Here is a 23,581-nt window from a genome sequence, read left to right as displayed (position 1 = left end):
TCAAGAAAGGTGCTAGCGTACCGGTCATGGCAAGGCCCAAGCAGTTCGATCCGGAGATCGCCGTCGACCAGGCCATGGAGGTGTTCTGGCGGAAGGGGTACGCCGCCACCACTCCGCAGGACTTGGTGGAGGCGCTCGGCATCGGTAAGGGAAGTCTTTACAACACCTTCGGCAGCAAGCACTCTCTGTTCGAGGAAGCGCTCCGCCGCTATCGCGACAGCCAGGCCCTCGCTCTCGTGAAGATGCTCGAGGAGTCCGGCCCGGTCAAGGCGCGCCTCCGCAAGGCGTTGAGGTTCCTCGCCGAGATGGACCTTGCCGACCCGGACCGCCGCGGCTGCATGGCCGTGAATGTCGCGGCGGAACTCTCGAGCGTCGACGAGACGGCGACCGAACTCGTCCGCCGCATGTTCGACCGCACCGAGGGTGTCTTCCGGGCATTGATCGAGGAAGGTCAGCGGGCGGGAGAAATCGAGCCCGGACGCGACCCTGCCGCACTGGGGAGCCTTCTGCTGAACACCGTTGTCGGCATGCGGCTCATGGCGCGCGTCGCCGAAGGGCCGGACCGGCTCGACCGGGTGATCAACGCGATGACCGACTCCCTCTGACCCGGGCCGCGGCGCTCGCCAGTCCCGGGGCTTCTTCTGCCCGCATTTTGTACTTACAGTTCAAGAACGGGAGCATCATGGATCTCGACCTCACCTCGAAGTCGGCTGTCGTCACCGGCGCCGGCCGAGGCATCGGGCTGGCTGTCGTCCGGACGCTGATCGCCGAAGGCGTCCGCGTCATGGGCGCTGCCCGCACCATCACGCCCGAGCTGAAGGAAACCGGAGCACTCACGGTGTCGGCGGACCTGAGCACCGCCGACGGTGTCACCACCCTCATGGACCGTGCCCTCACGGAACTGGGCGGCATCGATCTGCTGGTGAACAACGTCGGAGCCGGGGACGACGTGGAGCCCGTCGGCTTCCTCGATACCGACGACACCCAGTGGATCCGCGTCTTCGACCTCAACCTGCTCAGCGCAGTCCGAGCCAGCCGCGCGGCACTGCCCAGCCTGATCGAGCAGCGCGGAGCGATCGTCAACATCTCATCCATCAACTCCCGGCTGCCCGCGGCCGGTCCGGTCGCCTACAGTGCGGCCAAGGCGGCCCTCGCCGCACTGGGAAAGTCCCTGGCCGAGGAATTCGGCCCTCAGGGAGTGCGCGTCAATACCGTCTCTCCCGGAGTCGTTCGCACACCCCTCTGGGAGGACCCCGACGGCTTCGGCAGCAAGGTGGCAGCCGGAGCTGGGGCTGAGCACGGTGCGTTCCTCCAGCAGATACCGGAGGCTTTCAACATCACCACCGGACGCATCACCGAACCACGGGAGGTCGCCGCCTTGGTCGCATTCCTCCTCTCCAACGTGGCCAGCAACATCAGCGGCGCCGACTACGTCATCGACGGCGGCATGATCAAGACCCTCTGAGACGGCAGCCCCACTGGGGAGACACTCCAAAGCGCGGCGGGGTGAGGGGCGACGCGGTGGCGTCCCGACTCCATAGGAAATGCCACGCTCGTGAGACAGGACCCACAAGCCAGTGGTGAGACGGCCGCAGAACCCGCAGGTCACAGTGCTCTCCCATCGACCGCAAGACCCTACAGCTCTCGCGGACTGCGCGCGCCGTTTCCAATGGAAACAGCCCACTTGTAGGTTCTCAAATTACGTGTCATTTTCTCAGTCGCCATGTCATGTGACTGGCCGATCTGACACGGGATTGAGAATCGCTGGACAATCCCATCACTCGTTTGGATGACCTTGCTTGAGGATCGTTCTCCAGGTACCGCTTCGACTCCGGCAGACTGTGGAAGCAGACCCAGACATTCCTGTAGGGCTCGCGGAACTTGTAACCGACCGGCGGGCAGCCGGGCCAGCGTTGCTGCCACAGATCCGTCGGAAGCACCCGCACATCTCCAGTCAGTGGAGCCACGAATGGCTCCGCAGGGGGAGGCCGCCGAGTAGGCGGGAAAGCGCGGTCAGTGGATTGCTGCTTCTACGCTGGCGCCCACGTTCACTCGTTGGGGGACTCCGTTGCCAGCGGGATGCCGCACCGCAGGCAGCCGTTCGCGTGGTCGTCCCGGCAGACGTAGCCGATGGCACCATCCACGCACCATTCGGCGGCCTCCTCGGACAGCAGGTCGGGCCCGGCATGGAGCAGCCGACGAAGTTCCGTGGTGTCCGCAATGTCGGCCGGGCGGTTGGTGAACCACTCGTCGAACCAAGGCTCGTCTCGGTGCATGCGCCAGTGCGCATTCTCCCGGTCGTCAACAGCCGTAAGGAACCGATCGACGATGCGCCCCCAACTCGGTGTTCCGAACCAGCCGTTGTCGGACGCGCAGAAGAATTCGATCAGGGTTCGCAGGCCGAACTCCCTCTCGCGAAGACAGTACGTTCGCCCCCAAGCGATCGCGTCCTGCGCCATCTCCGCGAGTTCTTCGCGCGGATCAACCTCGTGCGCCGGGTCATCAGGGTTGTGGCAGGCCAGCCCGAGCTCGAGCACGGACTGCCCTGTCGGTAGAACCCGAGACGGGTTGACGATCGCGAGACCGACAGCGATCCAGTCGACATGGTCGAACGACAGCATCGAGCGCACGGATCGGGTGGTTGCCACGTTGATCCGCATCATCGTGCCGTCGTGGAGCGGACTCTTACCGGCATGCCAGTTCTCGACGGGTGTGTTGCGCCACACGGCGAGCGTGATGCGGGTGGCAGCCAGCCACAGCAGGGCGTCGTCGTCAAGGTGCCCGAACCGCTTGGCACACTCCTGGGCCCCGTAGGGGATCAACTCTCCCAGTTTCGGCCACCTGTGGCTGTCAGGCCCTTCAGGCGCGTACTCGTAGTCGTCGGCGTACTCGTCGAGGATTTCGCTCAACTCGGCTGCGCTGTAAGCCTCGCTGTACTCGGAGCCGTCCGGCCCCTCGACGGTGTACATGTCGTGGTCCCATGACACATACACGTCGCCCCAGAGCACGACGTCATCGCACTCGATGGCGTTATCCGTCACAACCGGCCTGATGGTGATCGGCGCAGTACGACCGTCGGTTCGCTCGCCGTCCTTCTTGGCAGCCCATGCGGTGATGATCCCGAGCGGCTTCGGGAGGAGAGGGCCGACCCCGGTGATGCTGAAGGGCTCGTCGTCGTCATCGGTGTCGAACCGGCTGTTGACGAACGCGACCGCCTCGGAGGGCGTGCTGACGATGGACTGGGTACCACTCTCGTTGTCAACCACTCGCCACAACGCGCTGTTCTTCACGATGCTCTCCGATCGCGGTGAAGCGCACCCAGGGGTGCGATGCGCCGGGTCGCTCGGCACTGACACCAATTATGGGCTGATCAACCCATCCGTAGTCCCGCAGGCGCTTGTCGGCGACAACGCTCGGTACGTTCGCGTGCAACCTGCTTTTCGCGACCGCGGCGACACAGCAGAGTCCAACAGCGGAGGAGGCAAAGATGGCGCTGAACAAGAAGGGTTCCCGGCGCATAACCGTTGACGGGATCGAGTACCGCTGGCGGGTCCGCAGGAAGCCCTCCTACATGCAGGGACTCTGCTGGACACCGATCACCTACGCGGTCGAAGCGGTCGGCGGCAGCCAGTCGGGCACAACCTTGATCGTCACCAGCGGCCAGGCCCATCCCAGCAACTGGGTGGGCGTCGAGACGGAGCCCATTCGCCCAGCTCACGTTGCTGCCAGCATTCGAGAGGCACGGGATCAAGGCTGGGATCCAACCCGGGTCGGTTCTCCTTTCCAGCTCGACCGATCCGCAGGATTCATCGCCCAGCCATGAGATAGAGCGGAGTAGGGCGGCGCATCCGGCCCGGCATCATGGCGTGGTGACCACATGGATGCGCTGCTACTGGGACGAGGAAGACACCTGGTTCTACTTCGAGGTCGACGCCGAAGGCTGGGTGATCCGGCAGGTCGAACTCGAAGGGCCAGAGCTGATCCCGATCGCAGCAGCCTCCGTCGCCGAGTGGCAGCGGGCCCGCGACGCGGGCCGCCTCGGTGATTACGACAGCAGATTCGGGATCACTGCCGAGCTGCCCGTCTCGGATTGGGAGGGCCACGACCCCGAACAACTCACCTTCGAGGAGTTCGAGGATATCTGGGGCCCTGCCCGTCAGCAGATCGCATCCCGGCCCAGCTGACCTCTCGGCGCCGCACTGGCTTCTTGGCATCATCGCGACATGACCCCGTCCCTTCCCCGCACCGTCCGAGCCGTCGACACCGCTCAGCTCCTGGACCTGGCCCAGGAGGCCGCCATGCATGGCTTCAGCCAGCGGCTCCCGGTCGACTGGCTACGAGAGCACCTCGCCGCAGAAGCGACGCACTACCTGCTCCCGACACTCGTGCAGCGGCTCACGCACCGTCCCGAGGTGCCGCTGCAGTGGAGGTGCCAGCAACTGCTGACCGTCAGCACCGGCGAGCAGATCTGGGGTCTCCTCGACGTCCTTCCCGACACCTTCGACAAGATCCCGGAGACCTTGGACACGGCCTCCAAGAAGGACATCGTCAACCGCATCGAGCAAGCAGTGAAGGTGCTGGAGTGGATGGAACGGACGGCCGCCGATGCAGGTTCATGAGGTCCGGCGCAGCCGACTGGGCAGTCTGAGGAAATGACATCGGTCTGAGACAGCCGCCTGCCGACACGTCGTGAGATTGGAGGGGAACGTCCAGGTCATAGCGTCGGCGCCTGACACCGAAAGTGAGAACCTACAACTCCGCGCGGCGGCCTGCGCGTCCCGTCAGGATGGCTGCGCCTCTGCGGGTGCGGGGTGCAGGGAGTCGAGGAGCTGACCGAAGGTGATCTTCTCGTCGTTGTAGTCGAAGGTCATGGCGGCGGCGAGTGCTTCCCACCGCTTGGTGCTGCGCCCGCAGTGCTCCAGCAGGATTGTCAGGGCGACTTCGGGTTCGTGGCGGGCGAGGACCTCGTCGGCGGGGATCTGGCGCAGGTGCTCCGGGGTGCGGTAGCGGGACTTCACGACGGCGCGGTAGACCCCGGAGCGGGAGAGGATCTCACCGGCGGCGGGGGAGTCGAGCCAGGACTGCAGGACGGCGGCGGGGTCGGGGTGCTTGCCGAGTTCCTCGTCGTCCACCAGCCGGACCACACCGTCGTCCTCGTCTTCGGGCACCGGGACGGCGGCCGTCGCGGCCAGGAACCAGTCGGGGCCGTCGGCCTTCTCGGCGATCCAGGCCAGTTCGGCGGGGTGCAGCCCGTTCAGGACGTCCGCGACGGCGGTGTGCGGGGTGTACGGGTTGGCGGCGAGGACGGTGAGGGCCTGGACCCGGCGGTGCTCGGAGTGGCGTTCCAGGAGCCGGGCCGGGCGGTCGTGGTCCGGGTTGACGTTGTCGAGGACGCGGATCAGAGTCCGGCTCGGCTTGGGGGAGACGACGGCCGGCGGATCCAGCCGGGCGAGCTGGGCGCAGGCCCCGGCGAGGTGGTCGGGGTTGGCGCTGAGGAGGGCCAGGTCCTCGGCGAGGCGCAGGACGCGGCCGTCGAACTCGTAGTCGTTCTCCTGCTTGTCGGACCAGGTGAGCAGCTGGCCGCGGGTGACGAGCGCGTCGGCGGCCGCGTGCAGCTGGTCGGCGGCGAGGTCGGCCAGGCGCGGGTTGTTGCGGACGCGGTTTGCGATGTGGTGCAGGGTCCGGCGGGCGGTCACCTGCGGGTTGGGCAGGTCGGCCAGTTCGGGCAGGCACAGGGCCGGGAGGCAGGCGAGCAGCAGCTCCTCGCTGAGCGCGGGCGCCGGGTCGGCGGGCAGTTCCTCACCTTCGGGGTCGGCGGCGCGGAGCCGGGCGTCCTCGAGGGTTTGCGTCTCGGCCTGGTCCAGCAGCAGGTGCTGGACGGCCGCCCCGAGTACGGGGTGCGCGGTGAGCTGCGCCCACCGCTCGGGGCAGCGGGCCAGCATCGCCCAGCCGTCGCGGCCGCCCAGTTCCAGCGACCAGTCCTTCGAGTGCGCGGACACGGCCTCCCAGCCCTCTTCGGGCTCCGGGTGGAGCAGGTACGCGGCGAGCGGGGTGAGGCAGGCTTCCAGGACTGCGTTGAACAGCTCTGGCGGCACGGGCGGGGCCGGCGGAGTGTCCTTGGTGCGGGTGTAGCGGTCGGGGTCCCAGTCCCGGACGACCTGCTCCACCTCATGCTGGGGGAGGCGGGGCAGGAGCGCGACGGCCGCCTCGACCTGGTCGGGGTGGCGTGCCAGTGCGGAGATGAGCCCGGCCCAGGCCCGGCGGTGCCGGAGGATGGCGGGCACGTCGGCGGTGGTCACGGTGCCGTCGGCCGCCAGGGCGGCCAGCGTCTTCCCGTCGGCGTGCACCAGCAGCCGGCCGCGCAGCCGCTTGGCAGGGGTCCGGGCCAGCAGCACGGGCAGCGCGTCCTTCAGGGCTTCCTCCCGCCACCGGTCGGCCTGGACGTCGAAGCCGTCCGGCGTCGTCGCCGGAGTGCACAGGGCCTCGATCACCGTCTTGAGGGCTTCCTTGGGGAGGCCCTCGCTCATCGCGAGATCCCGCCACAGCGGGTACGTACGGGCATTGACCATCCTCGGATCCCCTCCCAACCCTTGACCCGGCGTCACCGCCCGGTCGCCATCCGTAGAAGCGACCGTACGGCGCACCTGGGCCGGAGCGGGGCGCGATTCACGAAGTCGACCTCCTTGCGCGGCCTTCATCTGCCCGGTGCGAGTGTCCAAAGGGCTGGCGGCCGCGCAGCTTACTGGTGGCGCCAGTGGTGGTGGACCTGCTGCACGTCGGCTTCCAAGACGTCACGCAGTTCGTCGTCTGCAGGAACTTCCAGGCCCAGTGCGGCAGCGACCTCGCGGTAGGCCGCCGCCATGCCGGGATCACCTGCGGCGACCAGGCTCGACAGCAGAGGCTGGTCTTTCGGCGTCTGCTGGTCGACGAGGGTGAGGACGGTGATGCGTTCGGCAGCGGTCATGCGAGGCAGTGCCGAGCCGAGCTGACGTTGCAGCCTGTTCCAGCTGGTGGTCGTCTGCTCACGGGCTGCCTTCTTCAGTGCCCCGCGAACGGCGGTGGCGGCGGAGCGCAGGTGGTCGGGGGCCAGGGTGTGGCGTTCGAAGGGGGTACGGGCGGGTCCCGGCTGGGTCGGGTGGTCGATCCAGGCTTGGGCCTTGCGGCGTTCGCTGGGCAGGAGCTTGTCCCCGGCGGTATTGAGCGTGGTGGTGAGGTCTCGTCCCATCTGCTGCATTTCGGCGTCGGAGAGAGGTACGGGCTGGGTGAGGCGCTGCAGGATGTTCCTCGCCTGGCGGACCGCCGCGCGACGGGTCTGCCGCTCCTGGTGCGCGTTCTTCGCCGGGCGGGTGCTCGTCTCCTCGGTAGGCGCCGCGGTGGGTGCGGGGAGGAAGCGGGTCGGCTTCTTGCGCTGTGGCCGGGCCGGTGCGGCAGCGCCGACGCCGCGGCGCAGTTGCAGCAGCACGTCGGAGGCTTGGCGGATGAGTTCGTTCTCCTGGGCGGTAGCTCCCTGCCGGGTGGCTGATTCGAGCCGGTCCAGGCAGCGTTGCAGTGGCGTCACGCTGACGCGGCCGGCCAGGGCCTCGCGCAGCGCTTTCACCAGCTCGGTGCGGTCCTCGGGCGTGTCCGGTACTGCCGTGGCCGACGTGGATGCGGACGCGGCGGGGGTCTTCGCGGTGAGGTCGCGTGCGTGCGCACCGATCGGCACGGTGTGGCTGCGCCGCAGCCGGATCTCCGTTGCTGCCCGAGTGGACAGCCCCTCGGGCGCCAGCTGCACGTTGTCCGCGGTGAAGTCGTACCATTCGACCGCACCGTCGCTGCTCTGGGTACCGAACTGCACCTTGCGGTGCGCCCCTTCGGACACGCAGCGCACCCGGTGCACGTAGCCCTGCTCGCGCAGTAGGCGCGGGTCCGGCTCGATGCCCGGGCCGAACACCGTGCCGGCGTCGAACTCGCCGGGCACGAGCAGCGCGGAGTGGTCGAGGATGAAGCGCAGGGGCTTGTGTCCGCTGGGCTCTGCGGTGATCTGGGCGCCCAGCCTGACCTCTCCGGTCGGGTCGCGCAGGATGCGAGTGTCGCCGCTGAGGCCGTGCCGGGCCATCCAGTCAGCCACGGCGGCCTTGACGTAGAGGTGGTCGGCGCTGCCCGATCCGGAGGACCTCGAACTTGTCCTGCGACATGGGGAGTCGGGGGCATCGGGGTCCGGAACATGCGCGAAGTGGCAGATCTTATCCGTGCAGAGCCTGGTCGTCAGCCGGCCTCCGCAGCCGCCCAGCCACACCCCGCACCAGAAGGTGCGGCCCACGTGGCCCTGGCGAAACAGCTCGAGGTCGACCGCGTCGGTGGGAAGTTCGACCGGATCTTCGGAGTCGGCGTTGTCAAGCACCGCTGTCTGCACACGGCGTGAATCCCTGACCATTTTGCCTCCGGCTCAGAACCTGATACCCCAAAACGAGGGTACGGGTGGCCACTGACAACGGCCCTGACCAGCGTTCTGCTCCCAGGCGGCAGCGCAAGGGAATTGATGGGTCACCCGCTTTCCTGCAGGAGAGAGGCGTCGGATCACACACTCCGGCCGGATGCACCTGCAGGCCGCCGTCGGCATTCAGCACCGGACGACGGCCCGGATAGGTACGCCTCGCCGTCTCCAGGTCACGTTCGTCGAAGTCGCCGACGAAGACGAGCACGCCGTGAAGGAGTTCCACCCTTCTGCGCGCCGGTGGGCCACCGGCTGAGCAACGCTTCCACGGTCATGGGATCCCCCGACGGCGGCAGGTCCGGTCCGGGCATGAGCCGCCTCTCGGTGGGTGAGCGACGTGCCGCTACCGCAGTTGTTCCTCTTGATGGTGCTGGTCGTGGTGCTGGACAGCGCGGCGTGGAAAAGCTCGGGCCATCCAGTCCTGCGCTGCTCCCACCTGACGCAGGGTCTCGATCTGCCGGTCGTAGTCGCGTCCTTCAGGGCTGGCGTGGACGCGGAGATAGATGCAGTCGTCTTCGTCATGGCTGCCGAAGTAGAAGGCGCAGGTGTGGCCCCACTGATAGGGGGCGTCCGGTTCGGCGCAGTGGCAGAACCGGTGGGCCACGTGCACGGGCAGGCCCCATCGAGGGTGGCACAGCCGCTGCAGGAGCTGGTCATGCCACAGGGCCCGAGGGTGGGCGGTGCGGGCGTCGATCTTCCAGCTGTCACCGTCGTCCCAGCACTGGACCCGGTAGAAGGCGGTGACGGTGTGGAAGAGCGCGATACGCCGGAGCAGAGCGCTGCCCACCGCGGCCCGCCTGGCTCGCGAGCGTTCAGTCAGGGGGTAGGCGTTGAGGTAGTCGGATTCCACGGCATCGAGGTGCGGGGTCGTCCACAACGGTCGCAGCCCGTTGTCTTCGTACCAGTGCCGGTGTCGGCGTTCGATGTCGGCCCAGCCCTCTGCCAGCCCGCGGGGCAGAACAAGCACGAGCTTTGCCGCTTGCCCAGGGTCTTTCACCGTGTGCAGGTGCAGCTGTCGGCCGCCGGCCTCGATGCCGCTCACCCGCAGGCCAGGGATGCCAGGCACATCGCCCCCGCTGCCCGGTGAGGGAGTCGCAGGCAGCAGACGACTCAGACAGTGCTCGGGGAAGGAGTACCGCTCTTGGCCCATGTAGGCGTCAAGGTGCAGGGTGAGGGACGTGCTGGCGCTGGTCAGTGAGGCGATGCCGAAGGGGTGCGCGCACAGACTCGGGGAGATGCCCAGCTGCTCGAGGACGCGGCTCTCCAGCCGCGCCTGCGCCGGCGAGGCCGCGGGCGCCGGCTGGCTGGTTCGAAGGCCGGCGCGGCGGGATTGCCCACTGCACTCGGCCCAGTAGCGGAGCTTGCGGGACCCCCACGAGGAGCGGTCGCTCACGACAGTGCCTTCCTGACGCGCCTCGGCCCGATCCCGGCACGCCTACAAACACTGACGAGCTGCTGGGTGATCACGGTGGTGCAGGCCAGTGCAATGCCACGCTCCTTGCGTTCCGGTACGCCGGATCGGGCGGCGGTCGGAACGTGGCCCGCCTCGGGCCAGTTGCGACCAGCATCCAGCACGACCACGGCCGGGGACGGGCGACACCGTCACCGGTTCACTCGGACGGGTCCTGTACGTCAAGCCTGGAGGGGACAGGTGAGCGGGAGCACGCGTTCGGTCAGCTGCCCGGTGAGGTGGTCATCGGTGAGGACGGCGTCGGTGAGCCAGTCCGCTGCGGTCAGCTGGTCGGCCAGGTGCTGCAGCTCACCGGTCTCGACCGGAACGCAGGTGGTGAGAGCGGGCAGGGCGATGCCCTGGCCGCCGGGCCCGAGGCGTCCCGAGGCGTCGGTCTGGGTGGCCAGCGTAAGGGCGAGCAGCCGGGTGCCGGCGGTGGCCTTGGCCTTGCGGAGTTTCTTGTCCGAGATAACCTTCTGGGCCCAGCCGGAGAGCTTGGGCCGCATCTTCTTGCCGAACGTGAACGGGCCTGCCTTGTCCTCGTGGGGCACCAGGGAGGGGACGGTAATCGGGGTGGGGTTCTCCGGCCGGGAGGCGAGCAGGTCGCTGGCGGTGCCGGGCAGGCTGAGCCAGCCGCAGCCGGTCAGCTTCTCGACCAGGTCCTCCGGGTCGGTCAGGCCCAGCGCGGTGATGTCCTGGCCGACAAGGTTGCCGGTGCCCTTGTGCGCGGTGCGCAGGGTCAGCATCAGTACCAGCAGCCGTGCCTCCGGGCCGGGCAGCGGGCTGTGGTCGGCCACGTGCGCGAGGACAGAGCGCGCGTGGTCCCACTGCGTTCGCACGGTCAGCAGTCGGTCCACGGCCGGCCCACTGTCAGCGGCCTCCGTGCTGCTGATGGACTCACTGCCGGCTGGTCCGGTACCGGCTTGCCCGGGGCCGCTGGAGGCCCCGCCCGTGCGCTGATCGTGCTGGAAGCGGGCGGCAGCGGCGGCCTGTTTGGCACGCACGGCCTCTACCCGCAGGCTGAGGATGCCGCTGGCGTCGGCCCAGGCGATGAAGGCGCGGGCTTTTCGCTCGTGGAGGTCGGCGAGCAGCGCCAGGTCGGGTTCGGTTCGCTGCTGGTAGGCGCGGAAGTGGTCACCGAGTTCGACGAGTTCGTCCCGCAGCGCGGTGGGTCGCAGATTGTGGGGGATGACCCGCTGGGCGATTTTCGCCTGCTGCGAGGGGCGCCGTGCGGGTGCGGAGCGGGGAGCCGGCACTGCTGTCCCGGAGGCGGCCTGGTGGTCGGAGAACTGCGGCCCTCTCGTGCCGGTGCCCTTCGCTGTGGGGGCCTGGCGGCTGGTGGTCTGCGGGCTGAGCGGCTGGGAGGTGGCTGCGGTCTTGGCGCCGGGGGTGGCGGCCGCGCACCTCGAGCAGCATTCCATGGCTTGCCACCAGCGTCCTTCCCGGTCCGTCATCACGGCCAGGACGACCGGGCCGCCGCACCGCCAGGGTTCGGCACGCGTGTGCCGGCCGGTGTCGGGGATGTGGGGGTGGCAGCCTTCCAGCTTGCATGCGCAGTACGCCCCGGCCCTGGGGGCGGGGGCGGCGCGCAGGTGGGCCTTGAGGTGGGCGATGGCGGCTGCGCGGCCGGCGGCCGCGGACGGCAGGCGCTGATCGGCACAGGCCGGACGGCTGCACGAGATGCGCACGGCCGCACTGCCCCGGCTGGCGGCGTCCAGACGCACTGTCCAGCGGCGTCCCGGCACCCGCTCGTCCAGCTCGCTCACCGCGGCCTGCGTCATCCCGGTCTTCCTCCCGTGCCATATCTGCATGCATGCATGCCGCCGCTTCCCGTCGTGCCGGGCGTGTGCGCAGGCGGCCAGGCCACCGTAAGCGGCGCCGGGGGGAGAAAGCTGGTGAACTCGCCCTGCTTCGGAATGAGAGGCCGTCGCATGCGTTGCCCGGCCAGCGCCTGCGCCTTCGTTCAGTGGGGGGTGTGACAGTTCGGGTCGGTGCAGCTGCCGACCAGCGCCAGTGTGCGGTCCTGCGAGGGCGCGTCCAGCCACTCCGCGCGCATGGCCTGGAGCCGGTCGAGGTCCGAGGCGAGTTCTGGCACCTCGGACCGCAAAGTGTCGGCCCATTGCCGGGTGAGCGCCCGCCCGTTGACGTATAGCTCCCCGTCGAGGCCTCCGACGGCGAACAGCACGCCGCCCCTCTGGGCGGGGATCACCATCGCGCCCACCGGCTCGGCGACCTTGCCCTGGTGTACCAGCACCGCGGTGGCGGCCTGAGCCGCGGCCAAGGCTTCCTGATCCACCGCCGGCATCGGGTCGGGGCCAGCAGGCGGAAGCAAGGGCATCACACCGTCCTGGGGCGCACCGTCCAGGCCGCGGCCGGCGAGCTGGTTGTTCTCGTAGAAGGTGACCATCCCCGCCAGCAGCGGCATCTCCTCCCGCAGCCGTTCAGCCACCGACGGCGTAAGCCGTTCGCCGTTGGCCAGCACCTGCCCGCTCCTGCCGACCGCGACGGAGAGCACCTTGCCGTCCGGGGTGAAGTGGTACTTCACATCTGCGCCGCTGGCCATCAACCCGGTGTCGATCGCCCGGTCCCACAGTCGCATGACCCGCTCGACTTCCGCCTGCGGGAACGGCGGCGCCGCCTGCGCCTGGGCCCCAGGCTGGCGGCGCGCGTCACGCTCCACGCGCTTCTTCTTGATCCGCCCCATCGCGGTCTCCCTTGCTCGTCGGCCCCCGCCGGACAACGAGCACCCCGCAGCCGCAGACACGACCGCGCCACCCGACCGGCTCCGCTTGCGCGCCCAACCCGGACGCGGGTCAGGGCCGGGTGCGCAGCAGCTCGGGGACGCGGCTGGTCTGGCCGAGCCAGGTGGCGACGTCCTTGTCGATGTACTCGACCAGGCGCAGGACTTCGGTGTGAGCGTCGGGCAGGGTGAGCCGGCGGGCCCGGCCGCGGCGGTCGGTCTGGCCCGGGAGGGGAACGCCGTCGATCAGCGGTTCGTGGTGGGCGGCGCGGTTACGCAGGGAGCGGACGTGGCTGGCGGTGGTGAACACGGTGGTCCGCTTGCCGCCGCTGTTCGGGAACGCCTTGTGGAGTGCCTTGCGCCACAGGGTGGAGTCGTAGTCGACGTTCTTGCGGTACGGGCCGTCGCCGCGGGTGCCGCCCTTGTCGAGTAGGTTCACCCAGCAGCCGAAGGTGGACTCCGCGACGATCTTCCCGGCCGGGACCGCCTGGAGCGTCTTCTGTGCCGGTTTCCCGGTCGCCGGGTCGGCGGGCATGGTGATGTTGCGCCACGTGGTCCTGAAGCCGCTCATGGTGCGGTCGTCGAACAGCTCGGCACGCGCGTACCAGGTGGCCCCGTACGCGGCGGCGAGTTGCTCCGCCATGGCGTTGCGCAGGATGACCTCGGCAAGGGCGATCACCTCGCCGAAGGCGGCCGACAGACGTGCGTTCCACAGGTACAGCTCCATCGCCGCCGGCGGCGTGGCCGTGGCGGCAAAGAAGGGAGCCAGGCGGGGCCGGGAAATTAGCGGTTCCAGGAGCTTGAGCTGCTCCGCCGTCGGTTGTATCTGCACCCCCCTGATGTATCATGGTCGGCAGATTCCCCGGTTCAGCCTCTGGCTTACGTCATGCGACCGGGGTCAGACCTTGGAAGGCCCTCACCAGTTGGTGAGGGCCTTCTGCTTTGCTGCTGCGCCCGCCAGGCGTCAACCGTGAGCCTTGCATGGGCGCCGGTTCGGGTGTCTGGTCGTGCCGGTCAGGTTCCGGGAACGTCGCTGTCAGACTGTCGCTCCAGGTGGCGGAGCAGCAGCTCCGCGCGGATGAACGCGGCGATGCCGCTGAGCGCGGCGGCGAGCACGACCAGCCAGGCCGCGGCCTGCCACGTCGATTCGGTGCGCAGGACGTGCGGTGTGAACACCGCCATCAGGATGGTGAGCGCACTGATCGCAGCCAGCCGGACGAGTCTCATCATGTTCTCCTTCAGGCGTCGTCAAGACGGGTGTGCCAGTCCACCAGGCCGGCGCGCAGCCTGCTGAGCCGTGGACCACGGCGTGAGGGGAGCAGTTGTGGCGGGCGGTCCGGCTGTGTCGACGCTTCACCCGGCGGTGGGGCCGGCCTCGTCGCCGGGTTCCGGGTCGTGCTCCGTGGAGGCCGGTGGGGTGCCGGTGTCTTCGGGCTCGCCGTCGCCCTCGGCGTGGCTCTCGTCATCCGGGGCGGAGGCTGTGCGGTCGTCGAGGGTGATGGTGACCGGCTCACCGCCGGTGGAGAGGCCGGTCAGGCTTTCCTCGATCCGCTCATAGAGAGTGGCGGCGAGTTCCTGGTCGCCGTCACCGTCGCTGGCGGTGTGCTTGATGGAGTGCAGGCTGATCAGCAGGGCGATCAGGGAGCGGCCGGACAGTGCGGCGCGGATCCGCTCGTCTTTCTCGTCGGCGACCCGCGGCGGCACTCGGAAGTGCGGGTGCTGTCCGGCGTGGGCGGTGATGAACTCCCAGATATCGCGATGGCACAGCAGGCTGGCGGAGGAGACGCGGGCCGCCGTCTTGAGCAGGACGCTGTGCTCCGGGCTCACCTCGGCTGTCTCGGTTGTGGTGTCCGGCCGGGGGTGCAGTTCCTTCACGGCGGCACGCAGTCCCGCGATCTCCCGCTGCATCACGGCAAGCTCGGATCGGGCCTCCTCCACGGCGGAGCTGACCTCCTGCCTGACTTCCGCGGCTGCTTCGAGCACCCGGTTGGTGACGTCATGCCGGCCGCCCGTCGCGCTGTTGCTGTTGTCCGCAGCGTTCAGTGCGGCGAGCACGGGGGCGAGCTCTTCGGCGAAAACCTCACGGACGGCCTGGCGGACCGCGTCTTCCTGCAGCGCTGTACCGGGTGAGGGGTTCTGATCGGTGGAGCGCTGCGCCGGGATCGAGGCGGGGGGCGAAGCAACCGGGAGCTCGTCGGGTTCAGTGACGGTGGCGACCGGTGCGGCAGCAGGGTCGGTGCGCTCACCGTCGGCGCCGGCTGCTTCGTGGACGGCCGGGGCGGGGGCAGGCAGAGCGGCAAGGTGCGGCGCCGGTGCGGGTGGGGTGAGGTCCGCGAGCGCGATGCGGACTTCCCGCAATTCGGCGCGCAGTTGGGCGACCACGTCGCGGACGGCGCTGTTGAGCGATTCACCGCTGGTGTTCAGCTTGTTGCGGACGTCGCGGAAGTCCGTGCGCATCCGGCCGAGCTCGTCGACGACCTCCTTGGTCGTCTTCTCCTGCGCGGCCTGGCCGGCCGACTCCAGCTTCTCGACACTTTTGTCGAGCGCGCCCCGGATGCTCTGATCCGTGTGCATGACGGTGGTGTGGAGCATCGTCAGGGTGGTGGTGAGATCCGGGTTCGGCTGGCGGGCCATCATCCCCCATTTCGTCGCGTTCAGTAGTCGTGCGAATTCGCTACGTATGCTGCCTCGTGCGGGGCTTCCACCGCCGGAAGATCGGGTCATCTGGCCTGAGGGCACCGGTTGCTCAGGCCGAAACCAGCCGCATGCTGGAGGCTGCTGCCTCCCACCCGCCGACCCTGCGCCGACGAACCGACACCGACGTCGCCCGCACCATCCTGTCTGCGGCAGGGTGAAGTGCTGCTGGAGGACCTGCAGCGCATTCAGCGCCGCTGACAGACTCACGGAGCTGGAGCCGGGAGGCCCGTGACTGGTCGGCATGGAGGGGCGGAGCCCGCGATATCGTGGAGGGCCACTGACGGCCATCCGATGATCTGGCAGGAGACCCGCGTGCCCGAGGACCCCATCGCACAGGGCGAGATTGCCGCGCTGACGCGCCGTTTCGAGGAGGTCTCGGAGCGTACTGATCGGGAATTCGGCATCGTCAAGAGCGACCTGACCGCCGTGCGTCTCCAGGTCGGCAACCTTGACCAGAAGGTCGGCAACCTCGATGGGAAGGTGGACGAGCTCGCCGGCGCGGTCCGCGGGCTGGCCGAGAAGATCGACCGCAATCAGGCGCAGATCGTCGAGCTGCTCACCCAGCTGGTGGGCCGGCGTCCCGACGCAGGCTGACTTCTACACGTTCAGCGCCCTGCCCGTGCGTGCGGCGGCCCCGACCGGATACCTCTGGTCGGGGCCGCCGCGCGTTCGTGTCAGTTGTCGCCGAGCAGGTGTTCCTGCCGGGCCTGGACCAGGCCGCGCCACGCGGAGCGGACATGGTCTTCGCTCGTGGTCCAGCGGATGGTGGAGGGCTCGGGCAGGGGCAGGGCGGCCATGAAGTGGGCGATGTCGGTGAAGTAGGCGAAGTCGCCGGTGGCGGTGAGTGTGCGCAGCCGGCCGATGACGGCGGCCAGCTCCTGGTCCTCGCCGCGGACCGCGTGGTGGAAGGCGAGGGCAAGCTCCACGAACCGGTGCAGGAAGGGGAGGCCGGCGGCCTCGATGTCGGCGTGCAGGCTTTGGGCGCGGTGGGTGACGCCGCCGGTTCCGGCGTCCTTGATCAGGGCGACGACCTGGGCGAGGAGGGTGTTGGAGCGCTGGTCGAGGCCGTCGAGGAGCTGGTCTGCGAGCGCGAGTTCGTCGTCGGCCCGGTCGGGGTCGGCGAAGGAGACGGCCAGGGCGAGGCGGACCTGCATCATCGCGCGTTCGCCGACGGCACCGTGCTGCTCGGCCTCGGCGCGGCCGGTTTCGAAGGCGGTGACGGCGGCAGCGGTATCGGCGTGGGACCAGCGGATGTCGCCGAGGACCCGGTAGTGGCGGCCTTTCCAGCCCAGGGTGGGGACGGCGGCCAGGGCGGTGGGGAAGTCACCGGCGAGGCGGGCCAGGTTGGCCAGGCCGCGGCGGGCCTTGGGGGCGAGGCGGCCGCCTATGTCGGCGACCTGCTGCATGCCGGTGCGGGCGGCGTCGTTCTGGCTGAGGTCCTTGTGGGCCTTGGCCCGGTAGTACAGGGCCATCTCGGTCAGCTCGGCAGGGAGCAGGCCGGTGTCCAGGACGGCGGTGAGGCGGTCGGCGGTGCGCTGGCGGTGCTCGCGCTGGCGGCGGGCGATGGCGGTGAGGAGCTCGGCCACGGCGTCGGCCGGGGTGTCCGGGGCCTCGGTGGTGGGCAGGGTGAGGGGTTCCCAGACGGAGTCGTCGGTGTAGGCGAAGGCGGCCTCGATGAGCCAGCCCAGCCCGGTCAGGCGATGGTCGCGGGCCAGGCGCAGGCCCTGGCGCAGGCACGCCACCAGCAGCATGCGGCTGGGGGCGAGGGCGGCGGCGCTCGTCCACTGGTCGCCGAGGGCGGCCAGGGCACGAGTGGCGGCCTGGTGCCAGTCGGCGGGTGTCCAGCGGTCGTCGCTGTGGTCGTCGTCGCGTACGGCGCTGCGGATCGCGCGGTGCAGGTGGTAGGGCCATAGCGCGTACGGGTTCTCGGTGATCAGCGGCCGCTCGGTCAGGCGCCGGGCCGGGGCTTGCTGGGTGAGGCCGGCGGCGCGGGTGGCCAGGTCCAGGTCGAAGGCGTCCAGCAGGGCGACGCTGCGCAGCAGGTGGCGTTCGTCGGGGGTGAGGTCGGAGAGGGTGCGGGCGAGGAGGGCGGGGAAGGTGCAGTCGAAGTCGGCCGGGGTGGGGGTGCGGCCGGTGCGGCGGATCTCGAGGAAGCGGCTGACGGCGAGGTCGAGGTGGAGGGGCAGGCCGTGCGAGCGGGCGGTGATCGCGGCGCGGATGTCGGCGCCGATGAGGGGCTGCCCGTCGAGGGTGAGGCGGCGGGCGAGGTGGTCGTCGCAGTCCTCGGGAGACAGGTCACCGATCAGGTGCTGGCGGCCGGCGTGCGCGGCCGCCCTCGGCTGCGGTACCGCGGCCGAGGGCAGGGCCAGGCCGGGCCAGGCCGCGGGGCCGGTCCAGTCGAGCTGGCCGTGCAGCGCCGCATCGGCCCACGGCAGCCGGCTGCGGCCGCCGATGACGAAGAAGACGTTCGGCATGAGCCAGACCAGGCGCTGCAGCAGCCGCTCGAAGTCGCGGTGGCGGTCGCCGGTGTCCTCGAAGGTGTCCAGCAGGACCACCGGCGTGAGCCGCTTCTTCGCGGGCAGGCGGCTGAGATCCCAGGCCAGCAGGTGCGGGTAGTAGGACAGCGCCTCCAGGTCGGGGGTTGCTTCCAGCAGTGCCGCGGTCCGTGCGGCGCCGGCCAGGGCCTGGGCGCGTTCTGACGCTCGCGCAGCGCCTGGACGAGCGCGGAGGTGAGCTGTCCGGCGGCGGAGCCGACCAGCCCGGGCAGTTGCAGGGCGGCGGCGACCTCGCCGACTCCGGCCTGCAACTGCTGGGGCAGCATCTTCGCGAAGCGGCCCGCCAGCCCGGTGCGCCGCACGTACTCGTCCAGCGGTTCTCCGGGGTGGACGTGCTCCCAGTAGTGGCGCAGCGCGACGTCGAAGGAAGGCAGTGTGCGGCCCAGCGCTCCGGCGAGAGCGAGGCGGATGGTCAGGATGACCGTTCGAAGTCCGAGCCGGTCGACGCGGAGCGGGCCAGGTCGATCCGGATGGGCAGGAGCCGCTGCGTCCAGGTGGGCGCGCCCCACTGGTCGGGGCGGTGTTCGGCGGCGCTCAGTGCGGCTTCGATCTTGCGGAGCAGGGTGGACTTGCCGACGCCGCCGACGCCGCCGACGCCGTGAAAGACGATCAGGTTGGTGCGGGGCGTTTCGAGGTCCTCCACGTCGAAGCCGGGGGCGGCGGTGCGGCTCAGGTGCTCCTCCAGCGCAGCGGCGACCAGGGCCCACTGGTGCTGCCGGTCGGTGAATGCCTCCGCGGCGTCGAAGGCCGGGTTGTTGGAGCTGAACAGCGCGCGCAGGTCGGCCATGGATCCCCCAGGGTGATGATCGTCTCGGCCCCAACCTACGGCGCACGGCCTGCCGTAGCAGGCACTCTGGTCAGCGCGGACCGATAGCCGCCGAAAGTGGACGCGAAACCGGCCGCGGCCGACAATGATCCTTTTGCCGTCTTCCCTTGAAGAGGTTGGTGCTCGTGCCCGAACAACTCTGCCTCCCGCCGCATCTGGGCGGTGCGACGCAGCGGCTCGGCGAGAGCAGCCGCGCGTTCGGCGTCGCGCCGCACCGCCAGCGACCAGTCCTCGGGCAGCCGCGGATCGTGCGCTCGCCGGTCGGCTTCGGCGAGCTGGCGGCGGAAGACGCCGGTCTGCGCCGCGCTCCAGGGGCGTAACCGCTCAGCCAGCAGTGCCTCGCGTGCACCGACCGGGTGGCGCCAGTGGCCCTGGGGCGTGAGCTCGTTGGCGTACAGGACTTCGCCGGCACGGCGTATTCTGCGCACCGGGCGCGGCCATAGCCCTAGGTCAGGCTGTGTGTGATCTGTGAGGCGATGCTTTGATGCGCGGACCGCGTCACCAAGCGGTACGGCGGTTTCACCGCTGTCGACGCCGTCTCCATGGACGTCGCCCCCGGCGAGATCGTCGGCCTGCTCGGCGCCAACGGCGCGGGCAAGACGACCGTCATCCGCATGCTGCTCGGCCTGACGCTGCCCACCGGGGGGACGGTGGCCACGTTCGGCCGCGCGCCCGACCGCACCACACGGCGGCGCCTGGGCTACGTCCCCCAGGGCCTCGGTCTCTGGGCGACGCTCACCGTCGCCGAGAACGCCTCCTTCGCCGCTGCCGCCTTCGGGTCCGAACCGGCCGGGCTGGGCCAGGGGCTGGCAGCCTTGGAGCACCGACTCGTCTCCGACATCGGCCTCGGCCTCCAGCGCCAGCTCGCCTTCGCCATCGCGCTCGCCCACCGCCCCGAGCTGCTGGTCCTGGACGAGCCCACCTCGGGCGTCGACCCCCTGGCCCGCGCCCGCCTGTGGGACGAGGTCCACGACCAGGCGCAACGGGGGACCGGCGTCCTCGTCACCACCCACTACATGCAGGAAGCCCAGCAGTGCGACCGGCTCGTCCTGATGTCCCGGGGGAAGGCGGTGGGCCGCCGGGACCGAGCGCGAGATCGTCGGTGACACCACCGCCTGCGAGGTGGACACCGAGCACTGGGCCGACGCCTTCGCCGCGCTCGACCGCGCCGGCCTGCCCGTCACCCTCACCGGACGCCGCGTCCGCCTCGCCGACACCCCGCCCGGCACCGTCCGCGAGGCCCTGGAGTCGGCCGGCGTCACCGGCGAGGTCCACGAGGTCCAGGCCACCCTCGAGGAGAAGATGACCGTCATCGACCGCGCGCCGGCCGACGTCTGAACCAACCGGCCCTTCGCACACAGGGCCGAGAAACTCACGAGCAGGAGGACAACGTGAAAGCAGTCCGCTTCCACAAGTACGGCGACAGTTCGGTGCTCTCCGCGGAGGAGGTCGCGACCCCGACGCCCGGCCCCATGCAGGTGCTGGTCAAGGTCGCCGCCACTTCCTTCAATCCCGCCGACGCGGCGCTCCGCTCCGGAGCCATGCGCCAGTTCCTCCCTCTCGAGCTGCCCTACACGACCGGCGTGGACCTCGCCGGGACCGTCGCGGCAGCTGGCCCGGACGTGACAGGCCTGGCCGAGGGCACGCGGGTGGCCGCGTTCCTGCCGCTGAACACGGGGGGTGCCGCCGCCGAGTACGCACTCGCCCCGACGGAGATCTTGGCCGCCGTGCCCGAGAGCGTCGACCTGGTCGACGCGGCGGCGCTGCCCGCCACCGGACTTACCGCCTGGCAGGCGCTGTTCGAGCACGGCGAACTCAGGGCCGGGCAGCGCGTCCTGGTCAACGGCGCCGGCGGAGCCGTCGGCGGCTACGCGGTCCAGCTCGCGCACCAGGCCGGCGCCGAGGTCACCGCGAGCGCCGGCCCGCGCAGCGCCGGCCGGGTGCGCGACTACGGGGCCGACCACGTCCTCGACCACACCGCCGCCCCGGTCGCGGAAGCCGCGAACGGACCGTTCGACCTGGTGCTCCACTTCGCACCGTCCACTCCCGAGGAGGCCGCCGCCCTGGCCCAGCTGGTCGCCGACGACGGCGCGTTCGTGACCGGCACCACGCCACCTGGAGCCGAGGCGGGCCGCGGCGTGCGCGTCGTGCGGATGGCGGTGCGCAGCGACGCGGCGCAGTTGACCCAGCTCCTGGACCGCGTGGCCTCGGAAAACCTGCGCATCAACGTCGCCGACCGCCGCCCCCTCGCCCACATCGTGGACGTCCACGAGGAGGCCGCGCGGGGCGCCCTGCTCGGCAAGACCGTACTGATCCCCTGAACCAGGCACCGATGGCCCGGACAACTGGCACGCAGGCGGCGGCGACACCACCCGTTACCCGCAGACCGACCATGCCCGAAACGCGTCGAGGCGTTGCCCGACCGGTCCAGGTCCACGGGCCGGGGGAGCGAACTCCCCCGGGAACTCTCCCCGGCCGCCTGACGGTGGCGGGCGGTGCCGTGAGGCCCGCTTCAGGAGGCCGGAGGGGGCGTCCAGTGGGGCAGTTCCTCCATGACCTGTCCCAGGAGCTCGCGCAGCTGGAGGTACCGCTGGTCGCCCAGGGACCGCTGGATGTGGCGTTCCAGGTCGATGACGACGTCCTCGGCCTTCGCCAGTTCCTCGCGGCCGGCGTCGGTCAAATGGAGTTCCTGGACGCTGCGGTGCCGCGGATGCGCCCGGCGCTCAATCAGTCCCCGCGCCGTCAGCTTGCTCAGCGGAAGGGCCACCGCCTGCGGGGTGCTTCCGATGGTGCGGGCCAGCTCCGCCCCGGTCAGCCCGGGGGACGCGTGCAGGGTGATCAGCACCGTGTACTGAGAGCCGGGCATGCCGACGCCGCGCAGCGGGGGTTCCTTGACCGCTTGCAGCATCAGGTCGGCGCGGCGCAGTGCCCAGGCGACCCGGCCGAAGATCTCCTCCGCCGGGGATGGCGCACCGGGCGCGGGACGACTGCTCATGCGACAAGCTTACAGATGTTGGCCGCCGTATATTTTTTGATGCTTATCAAAAATTTGATACCTTCTTCGTATGACGAATCGTCCTCTTGCCCTCATCACCGGCGCGAGCAGCGGTATCGGTGCCGCCCTCGCCCTCACCTACGCCGCCCGCGGCTACGACCTCGTGCTGGTCGCCCGGCGCCGCGACCGCCTGCAGGAGGTCGCCGCCCAGGCCGCCGGAAGCGGCGCCGGCACCGAGATCCTCGTCGCCGACCTGGCCACCCCCGACGGCCTGGCCGACGTCGCCGGGCGCGCGGCGAGGGGCGACGTGCGGCTGCTCGTCTCCTGCGCCGGCGTGTCCGGCTACAAGCCGCTGCACGACCTGTCCGCCGCCGACATCGACCAGCTCTGGCGGCTCAACGCCACCGCCCCGGTCACCTTGGCGCACGCCGTGCTGCCCTCCCTGCGGGAAAGGGGCGAGGGCGCCGTCGTGACCATCGCCTCGCTGCTGGCCTTCAGCACCGGACAGCGGACCCTGGACACGGACGCCGTCTCGATGACGCTGCCGCCGCGCACCATGTACGCCGCGGCGAAGTCCGCCACCGTGGCGTTCACCCGCGCGCTGGCCGCCGAGCTGGCCGGCACCGGCGTGACCGCCACCGTGGTCTGCCCCGGCCGGGTCGCCACCGAGTGGTCCGGCAACCAGAGCCAGGAGAACCAGCCGGGCGTCATGTCCGCGCAGGACGTCGCGACGGCGACCGCCGCCGCCGTCGAGCTGGGCGAGACCGTCTGCGTCCCGGGACTGGCCGACACCGGGTCGGTCGACCGCTTCACCGACGCCGAACGGGAGCTGCTCTCCGACGGCAACCGGGCCGACATCGCCGACCGCTACCGCGCCCCGGGGCGGTGACGCGCCCCTGGCGCCCCACGCTCCCACACCGCACCCGCATCGGAAGGCAGTCAACCCCATGATCGCGATCACCGCCGCCACCGGCACCACCGGCCGCCACGTCCTGCGCGCACTGGCCGCCGCGGGGCACGACGTACGCGCCCTGGTGCACTCCCCCCCGCGCCTCGACGAGGCCCGCTCGTACGGGGCGAGCGAGGCAGCCGTCGCGGACCTGACCCGTCCCGACCAACTGGACACCGCGCTGGAGGGCTGCGACGCCCTGGTGCACATCGGCCCCCCGATGGACCCCCGCGAGATCACCATGGGCCAGAACGTCCTCGACGCCGCCAAGCGGGCCGGCGTCGGGCACGTGGTCCTCATGTCGGTGACCCACCCGCAGCTGGAGCCGCTGCTCAACCACCAGTCGAAGCTCGCCGTCGAACGCCATCTGCTCGGCTCGCGGCTGCCGTTCACGATCCTCCAGCCCATGCACTACATGCAGAACGTGGACGTGGCCGACTGCCTGCGCACCGGTGTCTTCCGGCAGCCCTTCTCCCTGGACCGGCCGCTGTCCTTCGTCGACCTCGCCGACGTCGGCGAGGTCGCCGCGACCGTCCTGTCCGATCCCGCGAAACACCTCTGGGCGACCTACGAGCTGTGCGCCGCCGACCCCCTCACCGGCTACGACGTCGCGCGCGTCCTGGCCGGGGCGGGCGGCACGGACGTACGCGCCGAGCAGGTCGACGTCCGGGACACCCTCCCGAAGGACGCCCCCGACTACACGGTGGACGGCTTCATCCGGCTCGCCACCCACTACGACCGCTACGGCCTCCTCGGCAACCCCAACGTGCTGCGCTGGCTCCTCGGCCGCGAACCCACCACTCTCGCCCAGTACGCGCGGCGCGAACTCGGCACGGGCTGAACCGGACGACGGGCGGGGCCGCCCCGACCGGGACACCCCGCCCACCCCGAAG

General features: G+C 70.3%; 25 protein-coding genes. 12 read left to right on the top strand and 13 right to left on the bottom strand.

All coding sequences use genetic code 11. The annotated features are described in order from the left end of the window. The first annotated feature begins 26 nt into the window (after positions 1-26). Entirely contained in the window at positions 27-605 is a 579-nt protein-coding gene (locus AB0927_RS26065) for a TetR/AcrR family transcriptional regulator (RefSeq protein ID WP_366670136.1), read from the top strand. A 77-nt stretch (positions 606-682) separates the two neighbouring features. Next, positions 683-1,465, top strand: coding sequence for an oxidoreductase (locus AB0927_RS26060; protein WP_366670135.1), 783 nt, complete (start codon positions 683-685; stop codon positions 1,463-1,465). 583 nt (positions 1,466-2,048) lie between these two features. On the opposite strand, the gene AB0927_RS26055 is transcribed toward AB0927_RS26060, so the two are convergent. Next, positions 2,049-3,290, bottom strand: a complete 1,242-nt coding sequence (locus AB0927_RS26055; RefSeq protein ID WP_366670134.1) for a hypothetical protein — start codon at positions 3,288-3,290, stop codon at positions 2,049-2,051. 197 nt (positions 3,291-3,487) lie between these two features. Here AB0927_RS26055 and AB0927_RS26050 point away from each other — a divergent pair, with 197 nt between their 5' ends. The 3 genes from AB0927_RS26050 to AB0927_RS26040 are packed head-to-tail and all read left to right on the top strand — an operon-like array spanning position 3,488 to position 4,619. Continuing rightward, positions 3,488-3,823: a hypothetical protein gene (locus AB0927_RS26050; protein WP_366670133.1), complete on the top strand. Its 336-nt coding sequence runs from the start codon at positions 3,488-3,490 to the stop codon at positions 3,821-3,823. A gap of 46 nt (positions 3,824-3,869) precedes the next feature. Beyond that, positions 3,870-4,184: a hypothetical protein gene (locus AB0927_RS26045; RefSeq protein ID WP_366670132.1), complete on the top strand. Its 315-nt coding sequence runs from the start codon at positions 3,870-3,872 to the stop codon at positions 4,182-4,184. A 39-nt stretch (positions 4,185-4,223) separates the two neighbouring features. Then, a complete protein-coding gene (locus tag AB0927_RS26040) occupies positions 4,224-4,619 on the top strand; it encodes a hypothetical protein (protein WP_366670131.1) in 396 nt (131 codons plus the stop codon). A gap of 162 nt (positions 4,620-4,781) precedes the next feature. Here the strand turns inward: AB0927_RS26040 and AB0927_RS26035 are convergent, their stop codons facing one another. After that, positions 4,782-6,569: a hypothetical protein gene (locus AB0927_RS26035; RefSeq protein WP_366670130.1), complete on the bottom strand. Its 1,788-nt coding sequence runs from the start codon at positions 6,567-6,569 to the stop codon at positions 4,782-4,784. A 170-nt stretch (positions 6,570-6,739) separates the two neighbouring features. After that, complete coding sequence (locus AB0927_RS26030; RefSeq protein WP_366670129.1) at positions 6,740-8,395, bottom strand: hypothetical protein; 1,656 nt, start codon at positions 8,393-8,395, stop codon at positions 6,740-6,742. Between the two features lie 181 nt (positions 8,396-8,576). On the opposite strand from AB0927_RS26030, the gene AB0927_RS26025 reads away from it, so the two are divergent. Then, positions 8,577-8,732 (top strand): hypothetical protein, encoded by a 156-nt coding sequence (locus AB0927_RS26025; RefSeq protein ID WP_366670128.1) that lies wholly within the window; start codon positions 8,577-8,579, stop codon positions 8,730-8,732. Positions 8,733-8,819: 87 nt separating this feature from the next. Here the strand turns inward: AB0927_RS26025 and AB0927_RS26020 are convergent, their stop codons facing one another. The 6 genes from AB0927_RS26020 to AB0927_RS25995 form a co-directional block, all read right to left on the bottom strand. After that, complete coding sequence (locus AB0927_RS26020) at positions 8,820-9,869, bottom strand: hypothetical protein (protein ID WP_366670127.1); 1,050 nt, start codon at positions 9,867-9,869, stop codon at positions 8,820-8,822. Positions 9,870-10,108: 239 nt separating this feature from the next. Continuing rightward, on the bottom strand, positions 10,109-11,707 hold the full coding sequence (locus tag AB0927_RS26015; RefSeq protein ID WP_366670126.1) for a hypothetical protein: 1,599 nt from the start codon (positions 11,705-11,707) through the stop codon (positions 10,109-10,111). 182 nt (positions 11,708-11,889) lie between these two features. Then, positions 11,890-12,630: a hypothetical protein gene (locus tag AB0927_RS26010; RefSeq protein ID WP_366670125.1), complete on the bottom strand. Its 741-nt coding sequence runs from the start codon at positions 12,628-12,630 to the stop codon at positions 11,890-11,892. Between the two features lie 109 nt (positions 12,631-12,739). Next, positions 12,740-13,498 (bottom strand): Abi family protein, encoded by a 759-nt coding sequence (locus AB0927_RS26005; protein ID WP_366670124.1) that lies wholly within the window; start codon positions 13,496-13,498, stop codon positions 12,740-12,742. Between the two features lie 182 nt (positions 13,499-13,680). After that, entirely contained in the window at positions 13,681-13,896 is a 216-nt protein-coding gene (locus AB0927_RS26000) for a hypothetical protein (protein ID WP_366670123.1), read from the bottom strand. Between the two features lie 123 nt (positions 13,897-14,019). Next, positions 14,020-15,303, bottom strand: coding sequence for a hypothetical protein (locus tag AB0927_RS25995; protein ID WP_366670122.1), 1,284 nt, complete (start codon positions 15,301-15,303; stop codon positions 14,020-14,022). A gap of 351 nt (positions 15,304-15,654) precedes the next feature. Here AB0927_RS25995 and AB0927_RS25990 point away from each other — a divergent pair, with 351 nt between their 5' ends. Then, on the top strand, positions 15,655-15,957 hold the full coding sequence (locus tag AB0927_RS25990) for a hypothetical protein (RefSeq protein WP_366670121.1): 303 nt from the start codon (positions 15,655-15,657) through the stop codon (positions 15,955-15,957). A gap of 80 nt (positions 15,958-16,037) precedes the next feature. Here the strand turns inward: AB0927_RS25990 and AB0927_RS25985 are convergent, their stop codons facing one another. The 3 genes from AB0927_RS25985 to AB0927_RS25975 all read right to left on the bottom strand — a co-directional run bounded on the left by AB0927_RS25985 (position 16,038) and on the right by AB0927_RS25975 (position 19,172). After that, positions 16,038-17,918 (bottom strand): hypothetical protein, encoded by a 1,881-nt coding sequence (locus AB0927_RS25985; protein ID WP_366670120.1) that lies wholly within the window; start codon positions 17,916-17,918, stop codon positions 16,038-16,040. A 412-nt stretch (positions 17,919-18,330) separates the two neighbouring features. Continuing rightward, a complete protein-coding gene (locus tag AB0927_RS25980; RefSeq protein WP_366670119.1) occupies positions 18,331-18,705 on the bottom strand; it encodes a hypothetical protein in 375 nt (124 codons plus the stop codon). A gap of 35 nt (positions 18,706-18,740) precedes the next feature. Further along, positions 18,741-19,172, bottom strand: a complete 432-nt coding sequence (locus AB0927_RS25975; protein WP_366670118.1) for a hypothetical protein — start codon at positions 19,170-19,172, stop codon at positions 18,741-18,743. 114 nt (positions 19,173-19,286) lie between these two features. Between AB0927_RS25975 and AB0927_RS25970 the strand changes: the two genes are divergently transcribed. Genes AB0927_RS25970 through AB0927_RS25960 form a run of 3 tightly spaced genes read left to right on the top strand, consistent with a single transcriptional unit; the run spans position 19,287 to position 21,065 of the window. Beyond that, a complete protein-coding gene (locus AB0927_RS25970) occupies positions 19,287-19,850 on the top strand; it encodes an ATP-binding cassette domain-containing protein (RefSeq protein ID WP_366670117.1) in 564 nt (187 codons plus the stop codon). 16 nt (positions 19,851-19,866) lie between these two features. After that, positions 19,867-20,082: a hypothetical protein gene (locus tag AB0927_RS25965; protein WP_366670116.1), complete on the top strand. Its 216-nt coding sequence runs from the start codon at positions 19,867-19,869 to the stop codon at positions 20,080-20,082. Positions 20,083-20,135: 53 nt separating this feature from the next. Next, positions 20,136-21,065, top strand: a complete 930-nt coding sequence (locus AB0927_RS25960; protein WP_366670115.1) for an NADP-dependent oxidoreductase — start codon at positions 20,136-20,138, stop codon at positions 21,063-21,065. Positions 21,066-21,256: 191 nt separating this feature from the next. Here the strand turns inward: AB0927_RS25960 and AB0927_RS25955 are convergent, their stop codons facing one another. Further along, on the bottom strand, positions 21,257-21,739 hold the full coding sequence (locus AB0927_RS25955; RefSeq protein WP_366670114.1) for a MarR family winged helix-turn-helix transcriptional regulator: 483 nt from the start codon (positions 21,737-21,739) through the stop codon (positions 21,257-21,259). 70 nt (positions 21,740-21,809) lie between these two features. Between AB0927_RS25955 and AB0927_RS25950 the strand changes: the two genes are divergently transcribed. Together AB0927_RS25950 and AB0927_RS25945 are read left to right on the top strand one after the other, a co-directional pair. Continuing rightward, the gene (locus tag AB0927_RS25950; protein WP_366670113.1) at positions 21,810-22,628 is read left to right on the top strand and encodes an SDR family NAD(P)-dependent oxidoreductase; all 819 of its coding nucleotides are present in this window, start codon (positions 21,810-21,812) and stop codon (positions 22,626-22,628) included. A gap of 58 nt (positions 22,629-22,686) precedes the next feature. Then, positions 22,687-23,529, top strand: coding sequence for an NmrA family NAD(P)-binding protein (locus AB0927_RS25945; RefSeq protein WP_366670112.1), 843 nt, complete (start codon positions 22,687-22,689; stop codon positions 23,527-23,529). The last annotated feature ends 52 nt before the right edge of the window (positions 23,530-23,581 follow it).

Origin of the sequence: Streptomyces sp. NPDC048106 (genome assembly GCF_040706415.1) — a bacterium.
In the GTDB taxonomy this organism is placed as follows: Bacteria; Actinomycetota; Actinomycetes; order Streptomycetales; family Streptomycetaceae; genus Streptomyces.
Note: the sequence above shows the minus strand (reverse complement) of the source record. Positions and strands in the feature narration are given on the sequence as shown.

Coding starts and splice junctions, on each gene's coding strand:
- AB0927_RS26065 (WP_366670136.1), top strand. CDS start 27: ATGGCAAGGCCCAAGCAGTTCGATCCGGAGATCGCCGTCGACCAGGCC.
- AB0927_RS26060 (WP_366670135.1), top strand. CDS start 683: ATGGATCTCGACCTCACCTCGAAGTCGGCTGTCGTCACCGGCGCCGGC.
- AB0927_RS26050 (WP_366670133.1), top strand. CDS start 3,488: ATGGCGCTGAACAAGAAGGGTTCCCGGCGCATAACCGTTGACGGGATC.
- AB0927_RS26040 (WP_366670131.1), top strand. CDS start 4,224: ATGACCCCGTCCCTTCCCCGCACCGTCCGAGCCGTCGACACCGCTCAG.
- AB0927_RS26035 (WP_366670130.1), bottom strand. CDS start 6,569: ATGGTCAATGCCCGTACGTACCCGCTGTGGCGGGATCTCGCGATGAGC.
- AB0927_RS26025 (WP_366670128.1), top strand. CDS start 8,577: ATGCACCTGCAGGCCGCCGTCGGCATTCAGCACCGGACGACGGCCCGG.
- AB0927_RS26015 (WP_366670126.1), bottom strand. CDS start 11,707: ATGACGCAGGCCGCGGTGAGCGAGCTGGACGAGCGGGTGCCGGGACGC.
- AB0927_RS26010 (WP_366670125.1), bottom strand. CDS start 12,630: ATGGGGCGGATCAAGAAGAAGCGCGTGGAGCGTGACGCGCGCCGCCAG.
- AB0927_RS26000 (WP_366670123.1), bottom strand. CDS start 13,896: ATGATGAGACTCGTCCGGCTGGCTGCGATCAGTGCGCTCACCATCCTG.
- AB0927_RS25995 (WP_366670122.1), bottom strand. CDS start 15,303: ATGATGGCCCGCCAGCCGAACCCGGATCTCACCACCACCCTGACGATG.
- AB0927_RS25990 (WP_366670121.1), top strand. CDS start 15,655: ATGATCTGGCAGGAGACCCGCGTGCCCGAGGACCCCATCGCACAGGGC.
- AB0927_RS25980 (WP_366670119.1), bottom strand. CDS start 18,705: ATGGCCGACCTGCGCGCGCTGTTCAGCTCCAACAACCCGGCCTTCGAC.
- AB0927_RS25970 (WP_366670117.1), top strand. CDS start 19,287: ATGGACGTCGCCCCCGGCGAGATCGTCGGCCTGCTCGGCGCCAACGGC.
- AB0927_RS25955 (WP_366670114.1), bottom strand. CDS start 21,739: ATGAGCAGTCGTCCCGCGCCCGGTGCGCCATCCCCGGCGGAGGAGATC.
- AB0927_RS25950 (WP_366670113.1), top strand. CDS start 21,810: ATGACGAATCGTCCTCTTGCCCTCATCACCGGCGCGAGCAGCGGTATC.
- AB0927_RS25945 (WP_366670112.1), top strand. CDS start 22,687: ATGATCGCGATCACCGCCGCCACCGGCACCACCGGCCGCCACGTCCTG.